We start from the raw sequence: 24,616 nt of genomic DNA, 5'->3' as shown, positions 1-24,616 counted from the left end.
GTCTGCGGGTACACAGCCTGGAGGGTGGGTGGCGGCCGGGCTCGAGGACCTCGGCGCCGGGCCAGGAGGCGAGGCGGCCGGCGCAGGTGGGGCCGGCCCTTCCGGCTCTCGTCGCCCGGGCGTCGTGACGGACGCCAGCTCCCTGGTCGGGGCAGTCGACTGCTGGTGGGGCGCCGGCGGGCTCAGCGACGGCACCTGACGTGCCGCCCCGCGCGTGCGGTGTTCCGGCGCGGAGCTGGCGGGACCACACAGGCGCGACGACAGCCCGGTCGTCGGTCGCCGTCAGCGGGAGGATCTGGTGAGCCGCAGTGAGACACGTAGCCACTCGTGTACGAACGCACGTTCGAAAACCGTCAGTGCCGTTCCGTAGCGTCAGGGACGTGATCGAGACGTCCTTCGCCGAGCCGGAGCCGCGGGTGGCCCTGCTGTCGAGTGAGCTGTCGCGACTGGGTGCGGCAGAGCTCTCCGATCTCGTGGCGGCACACACGGTGGCGGTCCGCCGGGCGGAGGCCACGGTGCTGGTCGCCGCCTGCGTCTGGGCCGATCTGCACCCTGGCGTCGACCGCGACGCCGCCCGGATGTCCCGGGCCCAGCGCTCGGCCGCGGAGCGATACGGGTCCGAGCTCGCGCCCGTGGGGAGGCGCGGGCGAGCCGACGAGCTCGTCGACGACGTCCTGCTGCCGACCGGTGGCGAGGGCACCCCGGAGGTGTCCTGCTTCGCGCTGGCGGAGTTCGCGGTCCTGCGGCAGGTCTCCATCGCCGCCGGGCACGCGCTCGTGGCCGACGCCCTCGACCTGCGCCACCGTCTGCCCCGGCTCTACGAGGCTGCGGGCGAGGGCCTCATCACCGTCGCCATGGCCAGGCGGGCGGCACGCGCCACCCGGCACCTGCCGCCGGCGCTGGCCGAGGAGGTCGACGGGTGGCTCGCGGAGTCCGTGCGAGGCATCGGCTGGGGCCGCTTCTGCACGCTGCTGGAGGCGGCGGTCATCGAGGTCGACCCCCAGCGCGCCGCGGACCGGGCGGCAGCAGCCGCAGCGGCCCAGGACGTCTGGTCCCGGCGCGACGAGGACGGGCTGGCCACACTGGTCGCCCGCGTCGAGGCCGGTGACGCCGCCGTCGTGCTGGACATGGTGAACCGCATCGCCGACGTCCTCGAGCAGAGGACGGGTGAGCGGCTGACCGCCGGCCAGCGACGCGCCAAGGCCCTGCGGGTGCTGGCCAGCCCGCTGCAGGCCCTCGCGCTCCTGATGGCGCACTCGGGCGACGCCGACGACGCCCTCGAGCCCCACGACGCGCGGGACGCCCACGACGCGGACGGGGCCCGCGGCTCCCACGACGTGGACGGTGTAGGCGACCCCCACGACGTGGACGGTGCCGGAGACCCCTACGACGCCAACGGTGCCCGCGATCCCCACGACGCGCACGGTGCTCGCGACACCCACACCGCCCGTGGTGCCGAGGACGCCCTGTCACCCCTCGAGGACGATCCGACGCGACCCGCTGGCGCTACCGCGGAGCGGCCTGTGCCTGTGCCGGTGCCGCTGGCGGGTCCGGGTCCGGGTCCGGGTTCCGGTCCTCACCGGTCCGACCACGAGGCCGGCGCGCTCGAGAGGGACCTGGCGGTGCTGCGACGGGCGTTGACCAGCAGCGGGACCACGGTCGACGCGTGGATCACCCGCGCCTGGGACGTCGGCGCGCCACGGGCCACGCTGGTCTTCCACCTGGCCGACCGCCCCGCCGTCGTCCGCCCCGAGCACGACGGCGGGCCGATCACGCTCGAGCAGCTCACCGACCACCTCTCCTGGTCCGGGGCGAGGGTGACCGTGCAGCCCGTCGTCGACCCGGCCCACCTGGCGCCGGTCGACGGCTACGAGATCGGTCACCGCCTCCGTCGGGCCGTGCGGACCCGGCACCCGGCATCGGTGTTCCCGTGGTCGCCGGCTGTCTCGAGCCGCATGGACCTCGACCACACCGTCCCCTACGTTCCCGGTCGCCCGGGGCAGACCGGGGTGGACACGCTCGGCCCGCTCGGGCGGAGGGAGCACCGGGTGAAGACCTTCGGCGCGTTCTCGGTCCGCCAGCCCCTGCCCGGCGTGTTCCTCTGGCGGACGCCCACCGGCCACCGCTACCTGGTGACCAACCAGGGCACCACGCACCTCGGCCGTGACGGCCCGTCCGTGTCGTCGGCAGGGGTGACGGGCCGCGTGCTCGACGGCGTGGTCGGCGACGACCCGTGAGGCCCTGCCGCGGGCGCGCGCCGCTGGACGTCGGCTCGACCCGCGCCGGTGAGGCGCGTCCGCTGACCGGCAGGTGGGATGCGGGCTCCTGGAGTCTGATCGGCAGGTGGGGGCGCGGGCACCTAGAGTCCTCGTCATGACCCCGCTGCCCCGGATCGACCAGCGGCTGGCCCTGGCCACCGGCCGCCGGCTGGTCCCGGCCGGGCCCCAGGTGTCGAACGCCGAGGCCGAGCAGGTGGTCGCCAGCCTGCGCGGGCACGCCGTGCACGCCGCCGAGCACGTGCGCCGGGTGAGCCAGCTGGATGCCGGGCACGACAGCGAGGTGCTGGTGGTGGACCGGGTGCGCTGGATCGAGGCCAACGTGCAGTCCTTCTCGGGCCTGCTCGCCGACCTCGGGACCGGGGAGCCTGGAAGGCGCGGGCCGGCACGGACGACCGGTGGCGTCACGGCCAGCGTGCAGATGGGCGTGCTGCTGTCCTACCTGGCGACGCGGGTGCTGGGGCAGTTCGACCCCTTCCACCCCGGCCAGGCCCCCGGGGCCGGCGGTCGGCTGCTGCTGGTGGCTCCCAACGTGGTGCGGATCGAGCGCGACCTCGGCGTGGTGCCCGAGCACTTCCGCCTCTGGGTGTGCCTGCACGAGGAGACCCACCGGGTGCAGTTCGGGCACGCCAGCTGGCTGCCCGGGCACCTGCGCACCCTGCTCGGCGAGGTGCTGGCCGAGGCCGACCTCAGCGACTCCCAGCTGCTCGCCCGCCTGGCTCGGCGCGCCACCACCCGCGAGACACGGCAGACCGGCACGCCCGCGCCACCGAGCGCGCGCGGCACCGGTGCGGCAGCGGGTGCGCGATCCGGGCGCCGAACCGACCCCGCCGACACCGACGGGTCGCTCGTCACCCTCCTGACCACCCCCGAGCAGCGCCAGCGCATCGACCAGCTGACCGCCGTCATGTCCCTGCTCGAGGGCCACGCCGACGTGATGATGGACCGGGTCGGACCCGATGTCATCCCGACGGTCCGCACGATCCGTGCCCGCTTCACCCGCCGACGCCAGCGCCGTGGCCCCGACCTGCTGCTGCGCCGGCTGCTCGGGGTCGAGGCGAAGGCCGCCCAGTACCGCGACGGCGCCCGCTTCGTCCGCCACGTGGTCCGGCGCGGCGGTCTGGACGTCCTCAACACCGTCTTCGACTCGGCCGAGGCCCTCCCGACGCTGCTCGAGATCCACCAGCCCCGTCTGTGGCTGGAGCGGACGGCCGGCTGACATGGCCCGTCGCACCCTCGGCCCCGCCACGATGCAGGTGGCCGACGCCGTCCGGCGCGCGCTGACCGCGCACGTGGACCCCTCTCGTCCGCTGCTGGTGGGCTGCTCCGGGGGTGCTGACTCCCTGGCACTGGTCGCCGGGGTCGTGGAGGCGGTCCGACGCGACCCCCGACCGGCCCGGGTGCTGGTGGTCGACCACGGGCTGCAGCCCGGCTCGAGCGACGTCGCGGACCGGGCGGCGGCCCGGTGCCGGGACCTCGGCCTGGCCGCCGACGTGACCACGGTGGTGGTCGACGGACCCGGGGGCCCGGAGGCCGCCGCCCGACGTGCCCGGCACGACGCCCTGACCGCCGAGGCCACCCACGACGGCGCCGTGGTGCTGCTCGGTCACACCCTCGACGACCAGGCCGAGCAGGTCCTCCTGGGGCTGGCCCGCGGCTCCGGCCCACGCAGCCTCGCCGGCATGGCCCTCCTGCGCGGGGACGTCCTGAGGCCGCTGCTCGGACTGCGGCGCAGCACCACCGGGGCCTGCTGCGCCGAGCTCGGGCTGGAGCCGTGGGAGGACCCCACCAACGCCGACCCGGCACTCACCCGCTCCCGGGTGCGGCACCGCGTGCTGCCGGTGCTGGAGGCCGAGCTGGGCCCGGGGGTGGCGGAGGCGCTGGCCCGCACCGCCGAGCTCTGCCGGGCCGACGCCGACGCCCTCGACCAGCAGGCCGACGCCCTGCCCACCGGCGAGCGCCTGGACTGCGCGGCCCTCGCCCCGCTGACCGACGCCGTCCGCCGACGCGTGCTGCGCCGCTGGCTGGTCACCCGGGGCAGCGACCAGCCCGCCCACACCCACGTGCTGGCCGTCGACGCCCTGGTCACCGGCTGGCGCGGCCAGGGCCCGGTCCACGTGCCCGGCGTGACGGTCCGCCGCGTCGACGGGCGGCTGACCACCGGCTGAGCCGGCCGGTGCCCCTGCGGCAGAACCAGGCGGTGGGCCGCGCGGCGTCCCGCCACGCGCCGCTGGGCAGCGCCAGGTGGGTGCCCGTGCGGTCCCCGCGGCGTGGTCACGGCCGACGGTCGGCGGCGGCACCGGGCGTCGGAGTGTGGTTGGGTGGTCCCGTGGACGACGTGCACATCCCTGACGACCTGACCACGGTGCTCTACAGCAAGGACCAGGTGCAGCAGCGCGTGGTCGAGCTGGGGGCGCAGATCGACGCCGACTACGCCGGGCGCGACATCCTCCTGGTGGGGGTGCTGAACGGCGCCGTGATGGTGATGGCCGACCTGTCCCGGGCCCTCAGCAGCCACTGCGAGATGGACTGGATGGCCATCTCCTCCTACGGCTCCGGCACCCAGTCCTCCGGCGTGGTGCGGATCCTCAAGGACCTCAACACCGACATCGCCGGACGTCACGTGCTCGTGGTCGAGGACATCATCGACACCGGTCTCACGCTGTCCTACCTGATCTCGAACCTGCTCTCCCGCGACCCCGCGAGCCTCAAGATCATGACGATGTTCCGCAAGCCCGAGGCGCTGGCCAACAAGGTGGACGTCGACTACGTCGGCTTCGACATCCCCAACGAGTTCGTGGTGGGCTACGGCCTCGACTACGACGGCCGCTACCGCAACCTGACCAGCGTCGGCACGCTCGCCCCGCACGTCTACAGCTGAACCGGGCGTCGACGTCGGTCGTCGCTTCCGCCGTCCGGGTAGGGTCAGGGTGCCCAGTCGTCGTGTGACAGGCGCGCAGGCAGTCCGCCGCGCTCTCCGTTCTCAAGGCAGGTCATGAACTTTCAGCGCATCCTCCGTGGGCCCTTCCTGTGGATCATCCTCGCGATGATCGTCGTGGTGGTCGCCCTGGACTTCTTCGACTCATCGAACTCCTACCGCGAGACCCCGACCTCGGAGGTCGTGGCCGTGATCAACGGTGACGAGCCGCTGACCAAGGTGACCCTGCGCGACGGCGAGCAGCAGATCCTGCTGGAGCGCCCCGAGGGCGAGCCGACCAAGCTCAAGGCGGTCTGGGTCGGCGGGCAGAGCGGGCAGATCATCGACCGGCTGAACGAGCGGGTCGCGGAGGGGACGCTGGACGAGTGGGTGGGTGAGAACCCCCAGCCCAGCTTCATCGGCACCCTGCTCACCACGCTGATCCCGTTCATCATCATCGGCGCCCTCTTCTTCTTCCTGATCAACTCCGTCCAGGGCGGCGGCGGCCGGGTCATGCAGTTCGGCAAGTCCAAGGCCAAGGTGGCCAACAAGGACACGCCGAAGTCGACCTTCGCCGACGTCGCCGGCTGCGAGGAGGCGATCGAGGAGCTCGAGGAGATCAAGGAGTTCCTGGCCGAGCCGGCGAAGTTCCAGGCGGTCGGCGCCAAGATCCCCAAGGGCGTCCTGCTCTACGGCCCGCCCGGGACCGGCAAGACGCTGCTGGCCCGCGCCGTCGCCGGTGAGGCCGGCGTCCCCTTCTTCTCCATCTCCGGCTCCGACTTCGTCGAGATGTTCGTCGGTGTGGGTGCCTCCCGCGTCCGCGACCTGTTCGAGCAGGCCAAGGAGAACGCCCCGGCCATCGTCTTCATCGACGAGATCGACGCCGTGGGACGCCACCGCGGCGCCGGCATGGGTGGCGGTCACGACGAGCGCGAGCAGACCCTGAACCAGCTGCTGGTGGAGATGGACGGCTTCGACGTCCGCGGCGGGGTCATCCTGATCGCCGCGACGAACCGTCCCGACGTGCTGGACCCCGCGCTCCTGCGTCCCGGCCGCTTCGACCGCCAGATCGCCGTCGAGGCCCCCGACATGAACGGTCGCCTGCAGATCCTCAAGGTGCACGCCCAGGGCAAGCCGGTCGACCCGGCCGTCGACCTCGCCTCGGTGGCCCGCCGCACCCCCGGCTTCACCGGTGCCGACCTGGCCAACGTGCTCAACGAGGCGGCCCTGCTGACCGCCCGCGCCAACAAGCGCACCATCACCAACGCCGACCTGGACGAGGCCATCGACCGCGTCATCGCCGGCCCGCAGAAGCGCACCCGCCTGATGAACGAGCGCGAGCGACTGATCACCGCCTACCACGAGGGCGGCCACGCCCTGGTCGCCGCGGCGATGCCCGGCACCGACCCGGTGCAGAAGGTGACGATCCTGCCGCGCGGTCGCGCCCTCGGCTACACGATGGTGATGCCCGACAGCGACAAGTACTCCAACACCCGCGGGGAGCTGCTGGACCAGCTGGCCTACATGCTCGGCGGCCGCGCCGCGGAGGAGCTGGTCTTCCACGACCCGACCACCGGCGCCAGCAACGACATCGAGAAGGCCACCAAGGTCGCCAAGGCGATGGTCACCCAGTACGGCATGAGCTCCCGGATCGGCGCCATCCGGCTCGGCTCCGGCGACCACGAGCCCTTCCTCGGCCGCGAGATGGGTGGCGGCACCGGAGGGGACTACTCCCAGGAGCTGGCCGCCGTGGTCGACCAGGAGGTGGCGACGCTGATCAACACCGCCCACCAGGAGGCCTTCGACGTCCTGACCACCAACCGCCACGTCCTCGACGAGCTGGTCCGCCAGCTCTTCGAGAAGGAGACCCTGGACAAGGCACAGGTGGCCAAGATCTTCGAGGCCCTGCAGCGCTGGCCCCAGCGCCCGGCCTGGACCGGCTCCGACGCACGGGTGCCCTCGCAGCTGCCGCCGGTCCGCCCGCCGCAGACCAACGGCTCCACCCCCCAGGTCGAGCACCCCGCCGGCGGCGCCGCGCTGCCCCCCGGGCACCACCCGGGGGAGAACGAGCAGCCCGGTGGCCAGGACGGCGGCCTGCCCGGCTGGCAGCAGCCCGGCGCCCCCGGCGGTCTCGGCCCGGAGAACCCGCAGGGTCCCCAGGGTCCGCTGCGCTGACCGCCATGGACGACCACGCACCCTCGCCGCTGACGGCCCGCTCCCAGCCGAGCCCCGTCGAGCCGACCCAGCCGCCCGGCTTCGACCACGCCCGGGTGGCCGCGGCCGTCCGCGAGCTGCTGATCGGCATCGGCGAGGACCCCGACCGCGACGGGCTGCTCGACACCCCCGCCCGGGTCGCCCGGGCCTACGCCGAGATGTTCTCCGGTCTGCACGCCGACCCCGCCGACGTCCTCAGCACCACCTTCGAGCTGAGCCACGACGAGCTGGTGCTGGTCACCGACATCGAGGTCTGGAGCTCCTGCGAGCACCACCTGGTGCCGTTCACCGGCAAGGCCCACGTGGGCTACATCCCCGGCGCGGGCGGCAAGATCACCGGCCTGAGCAAGCTGGCCCGGCTGGTCGACCTCTTCGCCAAGCGCCCCCAGGTGCAGGAGCGGCTCACCACCCAGATCGCCGACGCCCTGGTCGAGCACCTCTCCCCGCGTGGCGTCATCGTGGTGATCGACTGCGAGCACCTCTGCATGACGATGCGCGGGGTCCGCAAGGCGGGGTCGCGGACGGTCACCAGCGCGGTGCGCGGCCAGCTGCGGGACCCGGCCACGCGTGCTGAGGCCATGGCGCTGATCGCGCGGTCGTGAGGCTCCTGTCTTGAGGCCTCGGGAGGCGTCTGTGGGTGCGCGGAAGGGGCTCCGGGGTGGGTGTCCCGCCCGGTCGAGCCTCTTCCTCGTCCCTCGGAAGAGTTCTCCCAACGCCCGCCACACCCCGACACCCACCCCGGAGCCCCTTCCGCTCTGGCGGCTGCCCAGTGTTGGGTCTGTGCTCTGTCGCGACCGCGAGGACGAGCTGGATGGCCCTGGGTGCGTCGCCGGGCCCCGCAGCCGACCCCGTGCCGGCTGGACCGTCACCCTGGTCGAGCCTCGGGCTGGATCTGGGACGGCGGGACCCGTGATCACCGCGGCCGGGAGGCGGACGTGCTGGCCGGGGGAGGCCGGTGACGGGTCGTCCGCCGCCCTGCCTGGACGTGTCGCGCGCGGCATGCCGTGTGACGGCCCCAGGTGGCCGGTCGACCGTGGCACGTGGCTGGCCTACCTGGCCAACCACGGTTCCAGGTCGTGTGGCGAGTGGCCGTCAGTGGTCGCTCCGGAGCAGGTGGGTCGCGACAGGACGGGGCGAGTCGCCTCTCCGACGGCCGAGTCGGGGCCGGGCGTCATCCCGAGTGGACGTGGGGGAGTGCTCGTGGCCGGTGCGAGGTGGGTGGCGTGATGACTGTCCCGCGCGTGCCGGGGGCGGAGGACGGGCCCGTGGTGATGGGGGTCCTCAACGTGACGCCGGACTCGTTCTCCGACGGGGGTCAGTGGCTGGACCACCGGGCCGCGGTGGGGCACGGGCTCGCCCTGCGGGACGAGGGGGCGGCTCTGGTGGACGTCGGCGGGGAGTCGACTCGACCGGGGGCCTCCCGGGTGGACGCGGAGGTGGAGCTGGGCCGGGTGCTGCCGGTGGTGCGGGACCTGGCCGCCGAGGGCGTGGCGGTGTCGGTGGACACCATGCGCGCCGGCGTGGCCCGGGCCTGTGCCGAGGCCGGTGCGGTGGTGGTGAACGACGTCTCCGGCGGGCTGGCCGACCCCGACATGCTCCCGACGGTCGCCGGGCTCGACGTCGACTACGTCGCCATGCACTGGCGCGCCCACTCCGACACCATGGCCGCTGCGGCCACCTACGACGACGTCGTCGCCGAGGTCCGCGCCGAGCTGCTGGCCCGCGTCCAGGCGGCCACCGCCGCCGGGATCGACCCGGACCGCGTGGTCCTGGACCCGGGCATCGGGTTCGCCAAGACCGCCGACCACAACTGGCGGCTGCTGGCCCACCTGGAGGCGCTCACCTCCCTCGGCCACCGGGTCCTGGTCGGCGTCTCGCGCAAGAGGTTCCTGGGGGCCCTGCTGGCCGACCCGGCGACGGGGGAGCCCCGCCCCACCGACGGGCGTGACGGGGCCGCGCTCGCCCTCACCGCCCTGGTGGCCGCAGCGGGGGCCTGGGGGGTCCGCACCCACGAGGTCCGGGCCCACGTGGACGCCCTGGGAGTGGTCCGCCGCCTGCGCCGGGGGTGACGTCCACCACCCTGTGCACCGGTGACCCCGGGTGTTGGCCTCCCTTCGGTAGGGTCGGCCCCGGCAGGAGGGGAGCAGATGCAGCAGCAGGACGCACGGCCGGTCGCGCAGCGGCCGTCCGACGAGCCGGACCGCGTCACGGTGCGGGGGCTCAGGGGCTACGGCCGCCACGGCGTGCACGACTTCGAGCGCGAGGTCGGGCAGCCCTTCGTGGTCGACCTCACCTGCTGGCTCGACTCCCGCCGTGCCGCCCGGACCGACGACCTGGAGGCCACCGTGCACTACGGCCACCTCTCCCAGGCGGTCCTGTCCGACATCGAGAACGAACCCCTCCAGCTGATCGAAGCCCTGGCCGAGCGCGTCGCCACCACCTGCCTGTCCTTCCAGGCGGTGGGGCGCGTCGAGGTCACCGTGCACAAGCCGAACGCCCCCGTCGGTGTCCAGGTGGACGACGTGTCGGTCACCGTGACAAGGAGCAAGCAGCCATGACCTCCCCGAACCCCTACGCCATCGACGCCGACACCCTGAGCGGCATGAAGCCCATCCGCCAGGTGGTCTTCGCCCTCGGCTCCAACCTCGGCGACCCGCTGAGCAACCTCCAGGGCGCCGTCAGCTCCCTGCGAGACACCCCCGACGTCATCGTGGTCGACGTCTCCTCGGTCTACGAGACCGAGGCCGTCGGCGGCCCCGAGGACAGCCCCACCTTCCTCAACGCCGTCGTGCTGGCCGAGACGACCCTGGACGAGTTCACCCTGCTCGAGCGGGCCCAGGCCATCGAGGACGCCTACGGCCGGGTGCGCACCGAGCGCTGGGGCCCGCGCACGCTCGACGTGGACCTGGTCGTGGTCGGCAAGGTCGAGGTGGACAAGCCCACGCTGAAGCTGCCCCACCCCCGCGCCCACGAGCGGGCCTTCGTGCTGGTGCCGTGGGCCGAGATCGAGCCCGCCGGGGAGATCCCCGGCCACGGGCTGGTCGTCGACCTGCTGGACGCCGTCGACTCCTCCGGGGTGCGTCGCCGTGACGACCTCTCCCTCGAGGACTGAGGGCGCCCCACCACCGGTCGAGCCGACGCCCTGGACGGTGGTGGCGGTCGCCGTCGTCATCGGCGCCCTGGCCGGCTGGGGCGTGGCCGCCGGCTTCCGGGCCGTCGACGCCCCACCGCCCCAGGTGCCGTGGCTGTCCCCGGTCGCACTGGCCGTGCTGGTGGTCTTCGTCGCCCTGCTGGCCCGCGACGTCCGCCGTCGCGTCCACGAGCGCCGCGAACGGGTCGACCCCGCCCGTGCCGTGGTGTGGCTGGCCCTCGGCAAGGCGGCCGCCCTCGGGGGTGCCGCGGTGGCCGGTGGTTACCTCGCCTACGGCCTCAGCAACCTCGGCCAGGTGCAGGCCGAGGCCCCCCGCGAACGCCTCCTGCTGTCCCTGCTCTGCGCGCTGACGGGGGCCGCCCTCACCCTGGCCGGGCTCGCCCTGGAACGGGCCTGCCGCGTCCCCGGGGACGACGAGACGCCCGGCGGGGGACCCGAGGGTGAACAGCCGCCGAACGGCCGCGCCGCTCCCTGATCCGAACCCTCGCCCGCAGTAGGATCCCGGTCGTGAGCACCACTTCCCGCAGCGACTCCCGCACCGCCACGGCTCCCGCCACCCACCGCGCGCCCGCCGACACCCCGGCGGGTCGCACCGCCTCCATCGGCGTGCTCCTGACCGGTGCCGTGCTGGCCACCGCGGCCGGCTTCGGGTCGCTGTGGTTCGTCCGGGTCGGGCTGGTGCTGGCCGTCGTCGCCGGCGCCCTCGCGCTGGGCATGGCCTGGCGCGCAGCAGGCCGCACCCTGCGCCGGGTCCGCGAGCAGCACGCCACCCAGGTGCTCGAGCAGGCCCGCGCCCACGGCGAGGAGCTGAGCAGCGAGCGGGCCGACAACCTGTCCGTGCTGGACACCCTCGAGGGTCGGCTCACCGCCCAGCGCCAGCACACCGAGGTCCTCGAGCACCGCGTCAGCACGCTGCGCACCCAGGTCAAGGGGCTGCGCCGCGAGATCGCCACCCTGCTGCCCGAGGTCTCCAGCCTCCGCGGGGACAAGGCGGCGCTCCGCGACCGGCTCGCCGAGCAGGACGCGACCGTGGACGACCTCCGCGCCGAGCTGGCCCGCCGCGAGCACGAGCTGGCCGCCCTCACCGACGGCGAGGTCCTGACTCTGCCGCGCCGAGGGGTCCCCACCGCCGAGCAGATCTGGTCCGACGGCAACCACCCCACCGTGGTCGACCTGCGCGCCGTCGGCGCCGAGCCCGAGCCGGAGCAGCAGCGCCGCCAGGCCTGATTCCTGCGAGCCGCCTGAAGCGCACCTGAATACTTTTTCAGGTGCGTTTCGCGCATTCGGTCGCCGCGGCTCGTCCCATGCACTAGCCTTTCCTGGTAGATCCAGTTCGGGGGAATTGTGATGAAAGGAAAATCAGAAATGGCACAACGCGTCGAGATCGTCCTCGAGGACGACGTCGACCACGGGCCTGCGACGCAGACCGTGAACTTCGCCCTGGACGGGGTGGAGTACGAGATCGACCTGTCCGACGAGAACGCCGAGAAGCTCCGCGCCGATCTCGCACCGTGGGTCGGCCACGCCCGTCGTTCTGGTGGGCGCCGCAAGAGCGGCGGCTCGGCCCGGTCCGCTGGGCGCAACGACAGCAGCAAGGCCAACGCCACCGACGTCCGCGCCTGGGCGGCCGAGAACGGCATGCAGGTCAGCAGCCGCGGTCGGGTGCCCACCGAGGTCCGCGAGGCCTACGAGCGCGCCCACGCCTGACGCGCCCCAGCCGCCGACCACGGTCGGCGGCCGCACGGCGACTCCTCCGGCGCCCCGGTCACCCGACCGGGGCGCCGGAGCCGCGCCCGGGGTGACGGAGTGTTGCGCCGACGGCGAACACATGCGCGGAACAAGTCGAGCAGGGCGCACCGTTGAGCCATGCAGACGACGGATTCGTCTCCAGCGGCGTCCGGTGCCACCGGTGCGGAGCTGACGGTCCGTCGGTCTGACTAGAGTTGAACCAAGGAGCTGGTGGTCGAGCGCGTCTTCCGTGTACGCCGCCCGGGCCAGCGCCGCGTGAGGAGATGCTGATGTTCGAACGGTTCACCGACCGGGCCCGACGTGTCGTGGTTCTCGCCCAGGACGAGGCACGCATGCTCAACCACAACTACATCGGTACCGAGCACATCCTGCTCGGGCTGATCCACGAGGGCGAGGGCGTCGCGGCGAAGGCGCTGGAGTCCCTCGGCATCTCGCTCGAGGCCGTGCGCGAGAAGGTCGAGGAGATCATCGGCCACGGCCAGCAGTCCCCGACCGGGCACATCCCGTTCACCCCGAGGGCCAAGAAGGTCCTCGAGCTGAGCCTGCGCGAGGCCCTGCAGATCAACCACACCTACATCGGCACCGAGCACATCCTGCTCGGGCTGATCCGCGAGGGCGAGGGCGTCGCCGCCCAGGTCCTGGTGAAGCTGGGTGCCGACCTCAACCGGGTGCGCAACCAGGTCCTGCAGCTGCTCAGCGGCTTCCAGGGCAAGGAGACCACCAGCTCGGGTGCTCCCGAGTCCGGTTCCAGCACGCCGTCCTCGTCGACGGTCCTGGACCAGTTCGGCCGCAACCTGACCCAGGCCGCGCGCGAGAACAAGCTCGACCCGGTGATCGGGCGCGAGCCGGAGATCGAGCGCGTGATGACCGTGCTCTCCAGGCGCACCAAGAACAACCCGGTGCTGATCGGCGAGCCGGGGGTCGGCAAGACCGCCGTGGTCGAGGGCCTCAGCCAGGCCATCGTGCGCGGCGACGTCCCGGAGACCCTGCGCGACAAGCAGATCTACACCCTCGACCTCGGGTCCCTGGTGGCCGGCTCGCGCTACCGCGGTGACTTCGAGGAGCGCCTGAAGAAGGTGCTGAAGGAGATCCGCACCCGCGGTGACGTGGTCCTCTTCATCGACGAGATCCACACCCTGGTCGGCGCCGGCGCGGCCGAGGGAGCCATCGACGCGGCCTCGATCCTCAAGCCGATGCTGGCCCGCGGTGAGCTCCAGACCATCGGTGCCACCACGCTGGACGAGTACCGCAAGCACATCGAGAAGGACGCCGCGCTGGAGCGCCGGTTCCAGCCCATCCAGGTGGCCGAGCCGACCATCGCCCACACCATCGACATCCTCCGTGGGCTGCGCGACCGCTACGAGGCCCACCACCGGATCACCATCACCGACGCGGCCCTGGCCACGGCGGCGCAGATGGCCGCGCGCTACATCCAGGACCGCTTCCTCCCCGACAAGGCGATCGACCTGATCGACGAGGCCGGGGCCCGGCTGCGGATCCGCCGGATGACGGCTCCGCCGGACCTCCGCGAGTTCGACGAGAAGATCGCGGCCGTCCGGCTGGAGAAGGAGGCGGCGATCGACGCCCAGGACTTCGAGCGCGCCGCGGGTCTCCGCGACGACGAGAAGAAGCTGAGCGCCGCCCGGGCCGAGAAGGAGGAGGCCTGGAAGGCCGGCGACATGGACGTGGTCGCCCAGGTCGACGAGGAGACCATCGCCGAGGTGCTGAGCTCCTCGACCGGGATCCCCGTCTTCCGCCTCACCGAGGAGGAGTCCTCGCGGCTGCTCAACATGGAGGAGGAGCTGGGCAAGCGCTACATCGGCCAGCACGAGGCCGTGAAGGCGCTGTCGCGCTCCATCCGCCGCACCCGCGCCGGTCTGAAGGACCCCAAGCGCCCCAGCGGTTCGTTCATCTTCGCCGGCCCCTCCGGTGTCGGTAAGACCGAGCTGACGAAGGCGCTGACGGAGTTCCTCTTCGGTGACGAGGACGCCCTGATCTCCCTCGACATGTCGGAGTACAGCGAGAAGCACACCGCCTCGCGGCTGTTCGGCTCGCCCCCCGGCTACGTCGGTTACGAGGAGGGTGGCCAGCTCACCGAGAAGGTGCGTCGCAAGCCGTTCAGCGTGGTCCTCTTCGACGAGATCGAGAAGGCCCACCCCGACATCTTCAACTCGCTGCTCCAGATCCTGGACGAGGGTCGTCTGACCGACGCCCAGGGCCGTGTCGTGGACTTCAAGAACACGGTGATCGTGATGACCACCAACCTGGGGTCCCGCGACATCTCCCGTGGCGTCAACCTGGGCTTCACCCGCTCCGGTGACGACGTGGGCGGCTACGAGAAGATGAAGGGCAAGGTCGCCGACGAGCTCAAGCAGCACTTCCGTCCGGAGTTCCTGAACCGCGTGGACGAGATCGTCGTCTTCCACCAGCTGACCGAGGCCGACATCGTGCGCATCGTCGACCTGATGCTGGCCCAGATCGAGGAGCGGCTCAAGGACAAGGACATGGGTGTCGAGCTCACCCCGGCCGCCAAGGCCCTGATCGCCAAGCGCGGGTTCGACCCGGTGCTCGGTGCCCGTCCGCTGCGCCGTGCGCTGCAGCGCGACATCGAGGACCACATGGCCGAGAAGATGCTGTACGGAGAGCTCAAGTCCGGCGACATCGTCCTGGTCGACGTGGCCGACGAGGGCTCGGAGAACCCGTTCACCTTCATGGGGACGCCGCGCTCGAAGCTGCCGGACACGCCTCCGGTCGAGCTGGCCGGTGACGCCGCCGGCGAGCCCGGCGGGGAGGCCACCGCCTCCTGACGCAGGAGCCGGCCAGCAGGTCGCACGAGGGCCCCGGGACGAGAGTCCCGGGGCCCTCGTCGTGTCCCGGGGCAGCTGCCACCTGTGACAGCATCACCGGGTGCCGACACCGCCGACCCCCGCGTTCCTCGACCGGGTCCCGGCCACCGGGCTGGTGCTGACCGGCATCGTGTCCCTGCAGGTCGGTGCGGCCGTGGCCAAGGACCTGTTCACCCTGGTGCCACCCACGGCCATGGTGATGATGCGGCTGCTGACCGCGGCCGTGGTGCTGCTGCTGCTCACCCGCCCGAGGCTGCGCGGGCGGAGCCGCCGGGACTGGCTGGTGGTGCTGGCCTACGGGGGCTGCCTGGCCGGGATGAACGCCGCCATCTACCACTCCTTCGCCCGGATCCCGCTGGGGATGGCGGTGACGATCGAGTTCCTGGGACCGCTGGCCGTGGCCGTGCTCGGCTCACGCCGGGCGCGGGACCTGATCTGGGTCCTGCTGGCCGGTCTCGGGGTGACGCTGCTGGGCTTCGACCCCACCGGGCTGGACCCGCTCGGGGTGCTGTTCGCGCTGGTGGCCGCGGCCTTCTGGGCCGGCTACATCCTGCTGGCCGCACGCACCGGACGGCGCTGGTCGGGGGTGTCGGGGCTGGCGGTGGCCAGTCTGGTGGGGCTGGCGCTGGTGGCCGGGCCGGCGGTGGCCGTGGCGGGCCCCGTCCTGCTGAGGCCGGACGTGCTGCTGATCGGGGTGGCCGTCGGGGTGCTGTCCTCGGTGGTGCCCTACAGCCTGGAGCTGGCGGCGCTGCGCCGGATGCCGCCGCGGGTGTTCGGGGTGCTGATGAGCCTGGAGCCGGCGGCCGCGGCGATCGCGGCGTGGCTGCTGCTCTCGGAGCTGCTCACCCCGACCCAGTGGGCGGCGCTGGTCTGCGTGGTGCTGGCCAGCGTCGGGGCCACCAGGTCGGGGCGGGCGCCTCGCGTGGAGGCGGCTCAGTAGGACGCGGCTCCGACGCCGAGGACGGCGACGATGGCCACGATGTAGATGATGATGAAGACGGCCATCAGGGCCAGGTAGGCGGTGCCGACGATGCCGAGCACCCAGCCGACGGTCAGCATGCCGCCGTCCTTGTACTGGCCGGGGTTGGCCTTGACCTCCTTGCGGGCCTTGCCGCCGATGTACCAGGCGAAGGGTCCGGTGACGCCGCCGAGGACGAGGGCCAGGATGCCGAGCACCAGCACCATGGTCGACTTCGGGTGGTCCGGCGCCATCATCTGGGCGTAGCCGTAGGGCTGGGCCGGGTAGGACTGCATGCCGTAGCCCTGCTGCTGCCCGTAGGGCTGGGAGTAGGGGTCGGACGCGCTGCCCTGGGACTGCCCGTACTGCTGGTAGGGGTCCGACGCGCTGGCCTGGGACTGCCCGTACTGCTGGGAGTAGGGGTCCGCGGCGCTGGGCTGGGACTGGCCGTACTGCTGGGAGTAGGGGTCGGCGGCGCTGGGCTGGGACTGGCCGTACTGCTGGGAGTAGGGGTCGGCGGCGCTGGGCTGGGACTGGCCCTGCTGCTGGGAGTAGGGGTCGGAGCCGCCGGGCTGCGACTGCCCGTACTGTCCGCCGGAGTCCGGGCCCGAGACGGGTGGCTGCGTCATGACTTCTCCTCGTGGTGGTAGCTGCGCCCATCGTGTCACGCCAGGAGGGCTCTCAGCCACGACGAGGCGGCCCCTCAGGGTGTCCTCAGGGTGCCTCTCCGGTGCCCCCACCGGGCAGCCCCACCCCGTGGTCGTCCTCCACCGCCAGGCCGTCGGCGACTAGACCGGCCAGCGCCCGGGACGCCTGCGTCCGGTCCGGCCAGGCCGCCAGCAGCTCCGCGCTGGGGACGGTGCCCACGGCGTCGCGGAGCACGGCCAGCAGACGTCCCCGGCACTGCCGGTCGGTGCCCTGCCAGGTCTGCCCGCGCCGCGGCGGACCGTCCCAGGCGGGGTGGCCGAGGGCCCGCCAGCGGCACAGGTCGGCGACCGGGCACCGCGGGCAGGCGGGGGAGCGGGCGGTGCAGACCAGCGCACCCAGCTCCATCGAGGACGCCGCCCAGGCGGCGGCCCGCGCCGGGTCGTCGGGGAGCAGCGCGGCGGCCTGGCGGCGCTCGGCCACGGTGGGCGAGCGGTCGGGGTGGGCGCGGCCGTCGAGGGTCCGGGCCAGCACCCGGCGGACGTTGGTGTCCAGCACGACGTGGCGCTGCCGGTGGGCGAAGGAGAGCACCGCCGCCGCGGTGTACCCACCGACCCCCGGGAGGGCCAGCAGCTCGTCGTGGTCGGTGGGCACCACCCCGCCGTGGTGCTCGGTGATGGCCACCGCGGCCGCGTGCAGCCGGACGGCCCGGCGCGGGTAGCCCAGCCGGCCCCAGGCCCGGATGGCCTCCGAGACCGGGTCGGCGGCCAGCGCGGAGGGTTCCGGCCAGCGCTCCACCCACTGCCGCCACGGCTCCAGCACCCGGGCCACCGGCGTCTGCTGCAGCATGAACTCGCTGACCATCACCGGCCAGGCGCCGGTGCCGGGACGACGCCAGGGGAGGTCGCGCGCGGCACCGGGGAACCAGTCGCAGACCCGCTGCACCAGCTCCGCGGCCGCAGGTGGTCGGTCGGCGTCAGGCACCCCCGCACCCTAATCGGCGCACCGCGCGGCGCGGCCCCGGTGGATCGGCACCAACCAGACCTACGCTCACCGCATGAGTGTGCTGCACCCCGTGGGGCCCGAGGAACCGCGCACCTACTGGCTGCGTCGTGCTGCCGTCCTCGTGGCGCTGCTGCTCGTCGTGCTGGTGGCCGTCTGGGCCTTCCGACCGGCCGGCGACGACGAGCTGGCGGCCGTCCCGGGCTCCACCCCGAGCAGCACCCCGGCGGCCGGTGCCTCGGCCTCGCCCGGCCCGAGCACCTCGCCCAGCCCGACGCCCTCCTCCGGCCCGTCCCCGAGCGTCTCCCCGGACACCGGCGGCCAGGGGGCGTCGGAGCAGGAGGCGGAGGAGAAGGCGGCGGCCGAGGAGAAGGCGGAGGCCGACAAGAAGGCGGAGGCGGACAAGAAGGCGGAGGCGGACAAGAAGGCGGAGGCGGACAAGAAGGCGGAGGCGGACAAGAAGGCCGAGGCCGAGAAGAAGGCGGAGGAGGAGGCGGAGGCCGAACCGGCCCGCTGCGCCAGCGAGGACCTGCGGGTCACGCTGACCGGTTCCGCCACCCCGTCCGTCGGTGAGGACCACGAGCTGGAGCTGTCGGTCATCAACGGCACCAGCGGCACCTGCGAGCTGACCGTCGACCAGGGCTCCTTCGAGCTGCGGATCTACTCCGGCACCGACCGCATCTGGACGACCGACCAGTGCGCGGAGTGGCTCCCGGCGACGACGGTCACCCTGGAGCCGGAGCAGGCCCACGAGTGGACGACGACCTGGCAGGGCCGTCGCAGCGAGGACGACTGCGGCCTGGACGAGGACGCGCTGCGGCCCGGCACCTACGTGGCCACCGCGGTCTTCGAGAAGGCCGAACCGGTCCAGCTGGTGATGCGCCTCGGCTGACGGCCGGCGCTCAGACCAGGCGCTCGGTGTAGGCGGCCTCGGCCACCCGGATCAGACCGTCGCGGATGGCACGGGCGCGCTGCTCGCCGACACCCTCCACCTCCTGCAGCTCCGTCTTGGAGGCGCTGAACAGGGCCTGCAGACCGCCGAAGTGCTCCAGCAGCCGCTCCCCCAGCGACGCGGGGAGACGCTGGATCTGCGCCACCTGACGGTGCCCGCGTGGCGTCAGCCGCCGGTCCAGGTGGTCCTCGGCGGAGAACCCCGCGGCCCGGGCCACGGTGAGCGGCTCCAGCAGCTCGGTGGTGTCCAGCGCGCGCAGGGCCAGCACGCTCAGGCCGGGTCCCTCGTCGGTGCTGTAGTCGCGCTCGAGCAGCTCGGCCACCTCCAGCCCGTGGGAGTCCAGCTCACGCATCTGCAGGTCCAGCAGCCGGCCGTCGGTACCCAGGCTGAGCACGTAGTCGTCCAGCTCGAGCTCCAGGCGGCGGACCATCTCCAGACGCTGCATCACCAGCACCACGTCCTTGACCGTGACCTGGTCCTGCACCTCGAGCGAGGAGAGCTGGGTGAGCAGGGTCCACAGCCGGTTGGCGTAGCGCTCCAGCGTCTGCAGGGCCTGGTGGGCCCGACCGAGGACCAGGTCCGACGGCTCCACCGGGTGCCGGCCGTCGGGGAGGAACAGGGCGATGGTGGACATCGACGCCGACACGGTCACCGCCGGCAGGCCGGTCTGGCGGGCCACCCGGTCGGCGGTGCGGTGCCGGGTGCCGGTCTCGAGGGTGTCGATGGCGGCGTCGGGCATCAGCTGGACACCGGCGGCCACGATCCGGGCCAGGTCGCTGCTCAGCACCAGCGCGCCGTCCATCTTGGCCAGCTCGCGCAGGGCCATCGGCGTCAGGGGGGTGTCCAGCTGGAATCCGCCGGTGGAGACGTGCTCGACCGTCTTGTTCGTCCCCAGCACCACCAGGGCGCCGGTCCGTCCGCGCAGCACCCGCTCCAGGCCGTCGCGCAGCGGCGTGCCGGGGGCCACCAGCGCACGGAAGCGGCGCAGCTGGGCCGTCGGGTCGGAGCTCACGGTCGTCACCCTAGTGGGGCCCGGTGACGGGTCGGGGGGTGGAGGCGCCGGGCCGGAGCCGCTCCGACGGTCCTCACCGCGGTGTCCGCCGGGCCAGCAGCAGCCCGCCCAGCGCAGCGCCGAGCAGGCAGGTCAGCAGGTCCCAGGGGGTGAACGTGGTGCCCAGCAGCAGCCGCAGCGGCGGGAGCTGCCCGGACCACCGGGCGGGAAGACCGGTGAGCTGCAGCAGCTCCAGCACCACCCCCACCCCGGCCGCCACCGCCGCGCACGTGACCGCCCGGGCACGCGGAACCAGCAGGGCCACGAGCAGGGCCCAGGCGAGTGCGTACAGGACGCCACCGGCCGCGTCGACCAGCCCCGAGCCGCCCCGCACCAGCTGCAGCGCCGCCCCCAGCAGCACCACGGCCACCAGCCAGACCAGCAGGACCGGCCGTCGGCGTGACCTGGGCCGGACCGACGCGCGCCCAGCCCCCGTGTCCGACCCGCCGCCGGTGCCCGTGCCGGTCGGGAGCCGTTCGGTGCGCCGGTTCACCGCCGCCCGTCGGGACGCTCCGCAGCCGACTGCAGCGCGGCCAGGGCCCCGCCGAGGGTCATCGCGTGCCGCACCGCGAGCCCACCACCACCACTCCCGCGGCGGGCGGGCGGACCGGCTGGTCCCGGCTGGGTCGAGGGCGGCATCAGCGCCGCGGTGAACCCCAGCCGGGCGGCCTCGGCCACCCGTCGCTCGGGGGAGGGGATCCGCCGCAGCTCACCGGCCAGCCCCACCTCGCCCAGGGCGATCAGCCCCGTCGGCACCGGCTCGTTGGTCGCCGCCGAGGCCACGGCCAGGGCGATGGCCAGGTCGGCCCCGGGGTCACCCACCTTGGCCCCGCCCACCGTGGAGACGTAGACGTCCTTGTTGGCCAGCCGGATGCCGCAGCGGCGCTCCAGCACCGCGAGGATCATCGACACCCGCGCGGACTCCAACCCGTGCGTGGTGCGCCGGGGGACCTGCAGGGCGGACGGGGCCACCAGCGCCTGGATCTCGGCCAGCAGCGGCCGGCGTCCCTCCATCGTCACCGTGATGCAGGTGCCGGGCACCGGGTCGGTGTGCTGGGAGGTGAAGAGCCCCGACGGGTCGGTCACCTCGACGATGCCCTGCTCGGACATCTCGAAGCAGCCCACCTCGTCGGCGGGACCGAAGCGGTTCTTGGTGGCCCGGACCATCCGGAAGCCCGAGTGCCGGTCGCCCTCGAAGGCCAGCACCACGTCGACCAGGTGCTCCAGCAGCCGTGGACCGGCGATCGCGCCCTCCTTGGTGACGTGCCCGACGATCACCACCGCCATGCCGCGCCGCTTGGCCACCCGGACCAGCGCGGCCGTCACCTCCCGGACCTGGGTCACCCCGCCGGGGGAGCCCTCCGCCTCGGCGCTGCCGACCGTCTGCACCGAGTCCAGCACCATCAGCGAGGGCGACACCTCCTCGATGTGACCGAGGATCGTCCCGAGGTCGGTCTCCGCGGCCAGGTAGAGCTCGTCGGCCAGGGCGTCGGTGCGACCGGCCCGCAGTCGCACCTGCGCGGCGGACTCCTCGCCGGTGACGTAGAGGGTGCGCCGCCCCTCGCCGGCCCAGCGGGAGGCCACCTCGAGCAGCAGCGTCGACTTGCCCACCCCGGGTTCGCCGGCCAGCAGCACCACCGCTCCCGGCACCAGGCCGTCGCCCAGCACCCGGTCCAGCTCACCGATGCCGGTCAGGGTGCGCGCGGCGGCGTCGGCGGCCACCGAGGAGATCGGCACCGCCTTGGCGACCGGGACCGAGCTCTGCACCGCGGCCAGCTTCGGGGCGCCCTGCTCGGCGACCGAGCCCCAGGTCTGGCACTCACCGCACCGCCCGACCCAGCGCACGCTCGTCCAGCCGCACTCGGTGCAGCTGTACGCCGGTCTCGTCGCTCTGGCCATGCTCCACACCGTAGGGGAGCGCTCGGACACTTCCCGGACGTCGGTCGCGGGTGGTGCACGGGCGCGGACCGTCGCCGCGGTCGGGCCGGAACAACGGGTCCGCTACGATTGTTGACGGTTCAACTACGACGGAAGGTCCAGCAGATGAGCGAGTCGGTCACCACCAGGGGGCTCCAGCTCGGTCTGGACACCTTCGGCGACGTCACCGTGGACGCCGACGGGCGTCCGCTGAGCCACGCGCAGGTGCTGCGCAACACGGTCGAGCAGGGCGTGGTCGCCGACCGGGTCGGCGTCGACGCCTTCGGCGTCGGTGAGCACCACCGCGACGACTACGCGGTCTCCGCCCCCGAGATCGTCCTGACCGCGATCGCCGCGCGCACCGAGCGCATCACGCTGGGCACCGCGGTCACCGTGCTCAGCTCCGACGACCCGGTCCGCGTCTACGAGCGGTTCGCCACCCTGGACGCGGTCTCGAACGGGCGCGCCGAGATCACCCTGGGGCGCGGCTCGTTCACCGAGTCCTTCCCCCTGTTCGGCTACGACCTGGCCGACTACGAGACCCTGTTCACCGAGAAGCTCGACCTCTTCGCCGCGCTGCGCAGCGAGGGCCGGGTCCGCTGGCAGGGCACCCACCGCCCGCCCCTGGACGCCGAGGTCTTCCCCAAGACCGAGCGCGGCACGCTGCCGGTCTGGATCGGCGTCGGCGGGTCCCCGGAGTCGGTGGTCCGCGCGGCCCGGTACGGCATCCCGATGGCGCTGGCCATCATCGGCGGGGCGGCGGAGCGGTTCGTCCCCTACGCCGACCTGTACCGCCGCGCGCTGCGCGAGCTGGGTCAGCCCGAGCTGCCGCTGGGGGTGCACTCGCCCGGGTTCGTCGCCGACACCGACGAGGAGGCGCGGGAGCTGATGTTCCCCCACTTCAAGGCCAACCGGGACCGGATCGGGCGCGAGCGCGGCTGGGGTCCGACCAGCCGGGCGGACTTCGAGGCCGAGGTCGACGGCGGCGCGGTCGTCGCCGGCTCGCCGGAGACGGTCGCGCAGAAGATCGCGCGGACCGTGCGCGCGCTGGGGCTGAACCGCTTCGACCTGAAGTACAGCAACGGCCCGATGCCCCACGAGCAGCTGGTGCACGCCATCGAGCTCTACGGCACCCAGGTCATCCCGCGGGTCCGCGAGCTCCTGGCCGACTGACGTCGGCGGGCGTCAGCCGAAGCGGGCGGCGACGTCCAGCACGCGGGTGGTGGCGTCGTCCTCGCCCACGCTGATCCGCAACCCGGCGGCGGCCAGCTCCTCGGGGGAGTCGCCGGCGGGCGCGAACGGGCGCACGGTCAGCGCGGCGGCCTCGAAGGCGCGGGCCCACTCCAGGGTCCGCGCGCCGGCCGGCAGCCAGACGAAGTTGCCCTGGGCGTCGGGGACCTCGAGCCCGAGGTCGCGCAGCCCGGTCAGCAGGCGGCCCCGCTCGCCGACCAGCAGCTCGACCCGCTCCAGCAGCGCGTCCTCGGCCTCCAGCGAGGCCAGCACGGCCGCCTGGGCGGGGGAGGAGACGCCGAAGGGCAGCGACACCGCCCGCACCGCCGCAGCCACCCCGGCGTGGCTGACGGAGTAGCCGATCCGGAACCCCGCCAGCCCGTAGGCCTTGGAGAACGTCCGCAGCACCACCACGTTGTCGAGCTCGGCCAGCAGGTCCAGGCCGCGGGCGGCGTCGGGGTCGCGGACGAACTCCACGTAGGCCTCGTCCACCACCACCATGACGTCGGCGGGCACCTGCCGGCAGAACCGCACCAGCTCCTCGTGGCGCACCACCGGCCCGGTGGGGTTGTTCGGGGTGCAGACCAGCACCGCCCGGGTGCGCTCGGTGATCGCCGCCGCCATCGCGTCCAGGTCGTGCTCGGCCGTCGCGGTCAGCGGCACGCCGACCCCCACCGCACCCGGCAGCTGGATCGCGATCGGGTAGGCCTCGAAGGAGCGCCAGGCGTGCACCACCTCGTCGCCGGGCTCGCAGACGGCCTGCAGCAGCTGGTAGAGCACGGCCACCGAGCCGGTGCCGAAGGCGATCTGCTCGGCGCCCACCCCGAGCCGCTGGGCCACGCCCTCGCTGATCGCGGAGTTGCCGGCGTCGGGGTAGCGGTTCATCGTCCGCGCCGCCGCCTCGACCGCGGCCATCACCCCGGGCAGCGGTGGCCAGGGGTTCTCGTTGCTGGACAGCTTGTAGGCGGTCAGACCAGGCTGGGCCTGCGGCGGGCGTCCGGCGCGGTAGACCGGGAGCGCGCCCACCACCGGACGGATCCGCACGCCCATCAGATGGTGACCTGGCCGGTCGCGCTGTCGAAGGTGGCCGAGGCCAGACCGGGCTGGCCCGAGGGGTGGGCCCAGCTCAGCGGCAGCCCCGGCATCAGCGTGGTCGGGTCCCCACCCAGCCAGTCCTCGACGCGGTCGGGGTTCCCGGCCAGCTCGAGACCGACCAGCTCCACCGAGGAGTCCAGCGCCGAGGGACGCACCTCCTCGGGGCTCTGCCACTCCACGAAGAAGGGCAGCTGCGGGTCGCTCTGCAGCCCCTTCACCCCGAGCTGGCGCCACTGCAGCACGGTGCCGTCGGGCTGCACCCGGTGACCGTCCACGGCAGGACGTCCGAGCCGCTCCTCGAAGGCGCTCATCCGCTCCCCGTCCAGGGCGATCACCCAGCCCAGCCAGCCACCGCCCTGCGCCGAACGAGCCCGCACGGCCTGGCCGAAGGGGGCCTTGTCCGAGGCCGGGTGGTCCAGCACCTCCACCACCTCCAGGTAACGGGGGCCCTGCAGCGGGATGATCCGGTTGCGGGTGCCGAAGCGTGGGTGGAACCCGCCGTCCAGGGCCTCGACGCCCAGCTGGGAGGCGAGGCGGTCGGCGCAGGCGGTGAGGCCCTCGGGTCCGCAGGCGTAGGAGAGATGGTCGACGTGCATGCTCGTCATTGTGGTCA

23 protein-coding genes are annotated in these 24,616 nt (G+C 73.5%); 16 read left to right on the top strand and 7 right to left on the bottom strand.

Annotated elements, in window-relative coordinates:
- Nucleotides 1-380 precede the first annotated feature (380 nt).
- The 14 genes from BLT52_RS00560 to BLT52_RS00495 all read left to right on the top strand — a co-directional run bounded on the left by BLT52_RS00560 (nucleotide 381) and on the right by BLT52_RS00495 (nucleotide 16,093).
- Nucleotides 381-2,237: a hypothetical protein gene (locus tag BLT52_RS00560; RefSeq protein WP_090589616.1), complete on the top strand. Its 1,857-nt coding sequence runs from the start codon at nucleotides 381-383 to the stop codon at nucleotides 2,235-2,237.
- A 136-nt stretch (nucleotides 2,238-2,373) separates the two neighbouring features.
- Nucleotides 2,374-3,495 (top strand): zinc-dependent metalloprotease, encoded by a 1,122-nt coding sequence (locus tag BLT52_RS00555; protein WP_172803961.1) that lies wholly within the window; start codon nucleotides 2,374-2,376, stop codon nucleotides 3,493-3,495.
- 1 nt (nucleotide 3,496) lies between these two features.
- A complete protein-coding gene (gene tilS / locus BLT52_RS00550) occupies nucleotides 3,497-4,444 on the top strand; it encodes a tRNA lysidine(34) synthetase TilS (protein ID WP_090589613.1) in 948 nt (315 codons plus the stop codon).
- A 161-nt stretch (nucleotides 4,445-4,605) separates the two neighbouring features.
- A complete protein-coding gene (gene hpt / locus BLT52_RS00545; protein WP_090589611.1) occupies nucleotides 4,606-5,157 on the top strand; it encodes a hypoxanthine phosphoribosyltransferase in 552 nt (183 codons plus the stop codon).
- A gap of 114 nt (nucleotides 5,158-5,271) precedes the next feature.
- Nucleotides 5,272-7,368, top strand: a complete 2,097-nt coding sequence (gene ftsH / locus BLT52_RS00540; protein WP_090589608.1) for an ATP-dependent zinc metalloprotease FtsH — start codon at nucleotides 5,272-5,274, stop codon at nucleotides 7,366-7,368.
- 5 nt (nucleotides 7,369-7,373) lie between these two features.
- The gene (gene folE, locus BLT52_RS00535) at nucleotides 7,374-8,009 is read left to right on the top strand and encodes a GTP cyclohydrolase I FolE (RefSeq protein WP_090589606.1); all 636 of its coding nucleotides are present in this window, start codon (nucleotides 7,374-7,376) and stop codon (nucleotides 8,007-8,009) included.
- A gap of 624 nt (nucleotides 8,010-8,633) precedes the next feature.
- Entirely contained in the window at nucleotides 8,634-9,476 is an 843-nt protein-coding gene (folP, locus tag BLT52_RS00530) for a dihydropteroate synthase (RefSeq protein ID WP_231946432.1), read from the top strand.
- A 78-nt stretch (nucleotides 9,477-9,554) separates the two neighbouring features.
- On the top strand, nucleotides 9,555-9,965 hold the full coding sequence (folB, locus tag BLT52_RS00525) for a dihydroneopterin aldolase (RefSeq protein WP_090589603.1): 411 nt from the start codon (nucleotides 9,555-9,557) through the stop codon (nucleotides 9,963-9,965).
- Nucleotides 9,962-10,519: a 2-amino-4-hydroxy-6-hydroxymethyldihydropteridine diphosphokinase gene (folK, locus tag BLT52_RS00520; protein ID WP_090589601.1), complete on the top strand. Its 558-nt coding sequence runs from the start codon at nucleotides 9,962-9,964 to the stop codon at nucleotides 10,517-10,519. The genes folB and folK overlap by 4 nt, the downstream gene beginning before the upstream one ends.
- Nucleotides 10,494-11,033, top strand: coding sequence for a DUF3180 family protein (locus BLT52_RS00515; RefSeq protein ID WP_090589599.1), 540 nt, complete (start codon nucleotides 10,494-10,496; stop codon nucleotides 11,031-11,033). Before folK ends, BLT52_RS00515 begins: the two co-directional genes overlap by 26 nt.
- A 32-nt stretch (nucleotides 11,034-11,065) precedes the next feature.
- The gene (locus BLT52_RS00510; RefSeq protein ID WP_090589597.1) at nucleotides 11,066-11,785 is read left to right on the top strand and encodes a hypothetical protein; all 720 of its coding nucleotides are present in this window, start codon (nucleotides 11,066-11,068) and stop codon (nucleotides 11,783-11,785) included.
- 138 nt (nucleotides 11,786-11,923) lie between these two features.
- Nucleotides 11,924-12,265 (top strand): histone-like nucleoid-structuring protein Lsr2, encoded by a 342-nt coding sequence (locus BLT52_RS00505; protein ID WP_090589594.1) that lies wholly within the window; start codon nucleotides 11,924-11,926, stop codon nucleotides 12,263-12,265.
- A gap of 311 nt (nucleotides 12,266-12,576) precedes the next feature.
- On the top strand, nucleotides 12,577-15,114 hold the full coding sequence (locus tag BLT52_RS00500; RefSeq protein WP_090596136.1) for an ATP-dependent Clp protease ATP-binding subunit: 2,538 nt from the start codon (nucleotides 12,577-12,579) through the stop codon (nucleotides 15,112-15,114).
- A gap of 100 nt (nucleotides 15,115-15,214) precedes the next feature.
- Nucleotides 15,215-16,093, top strand: coding sequence for an EamA family transporter (locus BLT52_RS00495; RefSeq protein WP_090589591.1), 879 nt, complete (start codon nucleotides 15,215-15,217; stop codon nucleotides 16,091-16,093).
- Here the strand turns inward: BLT52_RS00495 and BLT52_RS00490 are convergent.
- Nucleotides 16,087-16,740, bottom strand: coding sequence for a DUF4190 domain-containing protein (locus BLT52_RS00490; RefSeq protein ID WP_090589590.1), 654 nt, complete (start codon nucleotides 16,738-16,740; stop codon nucleotides 16,087-16,089). The two genes, BLT52_RS00495 and BLT52_RS00490, sit on opposite strands and share 7 nt — an antisense overlap.
- Nucleotides 16,741-16,825: 85 nt before the next feature.
- Complete coding sequence (locus tag BLT52_RS00485; protein ID WP_231946431.1) at nucleotides 16,826-17,740, bottom strand: HhH-GPD family protein; 915 nt, start codon at nucleotides 17,738-17,740, stop codon at nucleotides 16,826-16,828.
- A gap of 73 nt (nucleotides 17,741-17,813) precedes the next feature.
- Between BLT52_RS00485 and BLT52_RS20645 the strand changes: the two genes are divergently transcribed.
- Nucleotides 17,814-18,650, top strand: a complete 837-nt coding sequence (locus BLT52_RS20645) for a hypothetical protein (protein ID WP_157676893.1) — start codon at nucleotides 17,814-17,816, stop codon at nucleotides 18,648-18,650.
- Between the two features lie 10 nt (nucleotides 18,651-18,660).
- On the opposite strand, the gene disA is transcribed toward BLT52_RS20645, so the two are convergent.
- The 3 genes from disA to radA form a co-directional block, all read right to left on the bottom strand.
- Nucleotides 18,661-19,722 (bottom strand): DNA integrity scanning diadenylate cyclase DisA, encoded by a 1,062-nt coding sequence (gene disA, locus BLT52_RS00475; RefSeq protein ID WP_090589587.1) that lies wholly within the window; start codon nucleotides 19,720-19,722, stop codon nucleotides 18,661-18,663.
- Nucleotides 19,723-19,795: 73 nt separating this feature from the next.
- Entirely contained in the window at nucleotides 19,796-20,254 is a 459-nt protein-coding gene (locus BLT52_RS00470) for a DUF2809 domain-containing protein (RefSeq protein ID WP_090589583.1), read from the bottom strand.
- Nucleotides 20,251-21,660 carry a DNA repair protein RadA gene (gene radA / locus BLT52_RS00465; protein ID WP_090589581.1) on the bottom strand — a complete coding sequence of 470 codons (1,410 nt, stop codon included), beginning with the start codon at nucleotides 21,658-21,660 and terminating at the stop codon, nucleotides 20,251-20,253. Before radA ends, BLT52_RS00470 begins: the two co-directional genes overlap by 4 nt.
- 144 nt (nucleotides 21,661-21,804) lie before the next feature.
- Here radA and BLT52_RS00460 point away from each other — a divergent pair, with 144 nt between their 5' ends.
- The gene (locus BLT52_RS00460; protein ID WP_090589579.1) at nucleotides 21,805-22,851 is read left to right on the top strand and encodes an LLM class flavin-dependent oxidoreductase; all 1,047 of its coding nucleotides are present in this window, start codon (nucleotides 21,805-21,807) and stop codon (nucleotides 22,849-22,851) included.
- Nucleotides 22,852-22,863: 12 nt separating this feature from the next.
- On the opposite strand, the gene BLT52_RS00455 is transcribed toward BLT52_RS00460, so the two are convergent.
- Together BLT52_RS00455 and BLT52_RS00450 are read right to left on the bottom strand one after the other, a co-directional pair.
- Nucleotides 22,864-23,958, bottom strand: coding sequence for a histidinol-phosphate transaminase (locus tag BLT52_RS00455; protein ID WP_090589577.1), 1,095 nt, complete (start codon nucleotides 23,956-23,958; stop codon nucleotides 22,864-22,866).
- Nucleotides 23,958-24,599, bottom strand: coding sequence for a VOC family protein (locus BLT52_RS00450; protein ID WP_090589575.1), 642 nt, complete (start codon nucleotides 24,597-24,599; stop codon nucleotides 23,958-23,960). The genes BLT52_RS00455 and BLT52_RS00450 overlap by 1 nt, the downstream gene beginning before the upstream one ends.
- Nucleotides 24,600-24,616: the final 17 nt, after the last annotated feature.

The organism is Auraticoccus monumenti, from assembly GCF_900101785.1.
Taxonomy (GTDB): Bacteria; Actinomycetota; Actinomycetes; order Propionibacteriales; family Propionibacteriaceae; genus Auraticoccus; species Auraticoccus monumenti.
The sequence above is the reverse complement of the archived record's forward strand: the minus strand, read 5'-3'. Positions and strand labels throughout refer to the sequence as shown.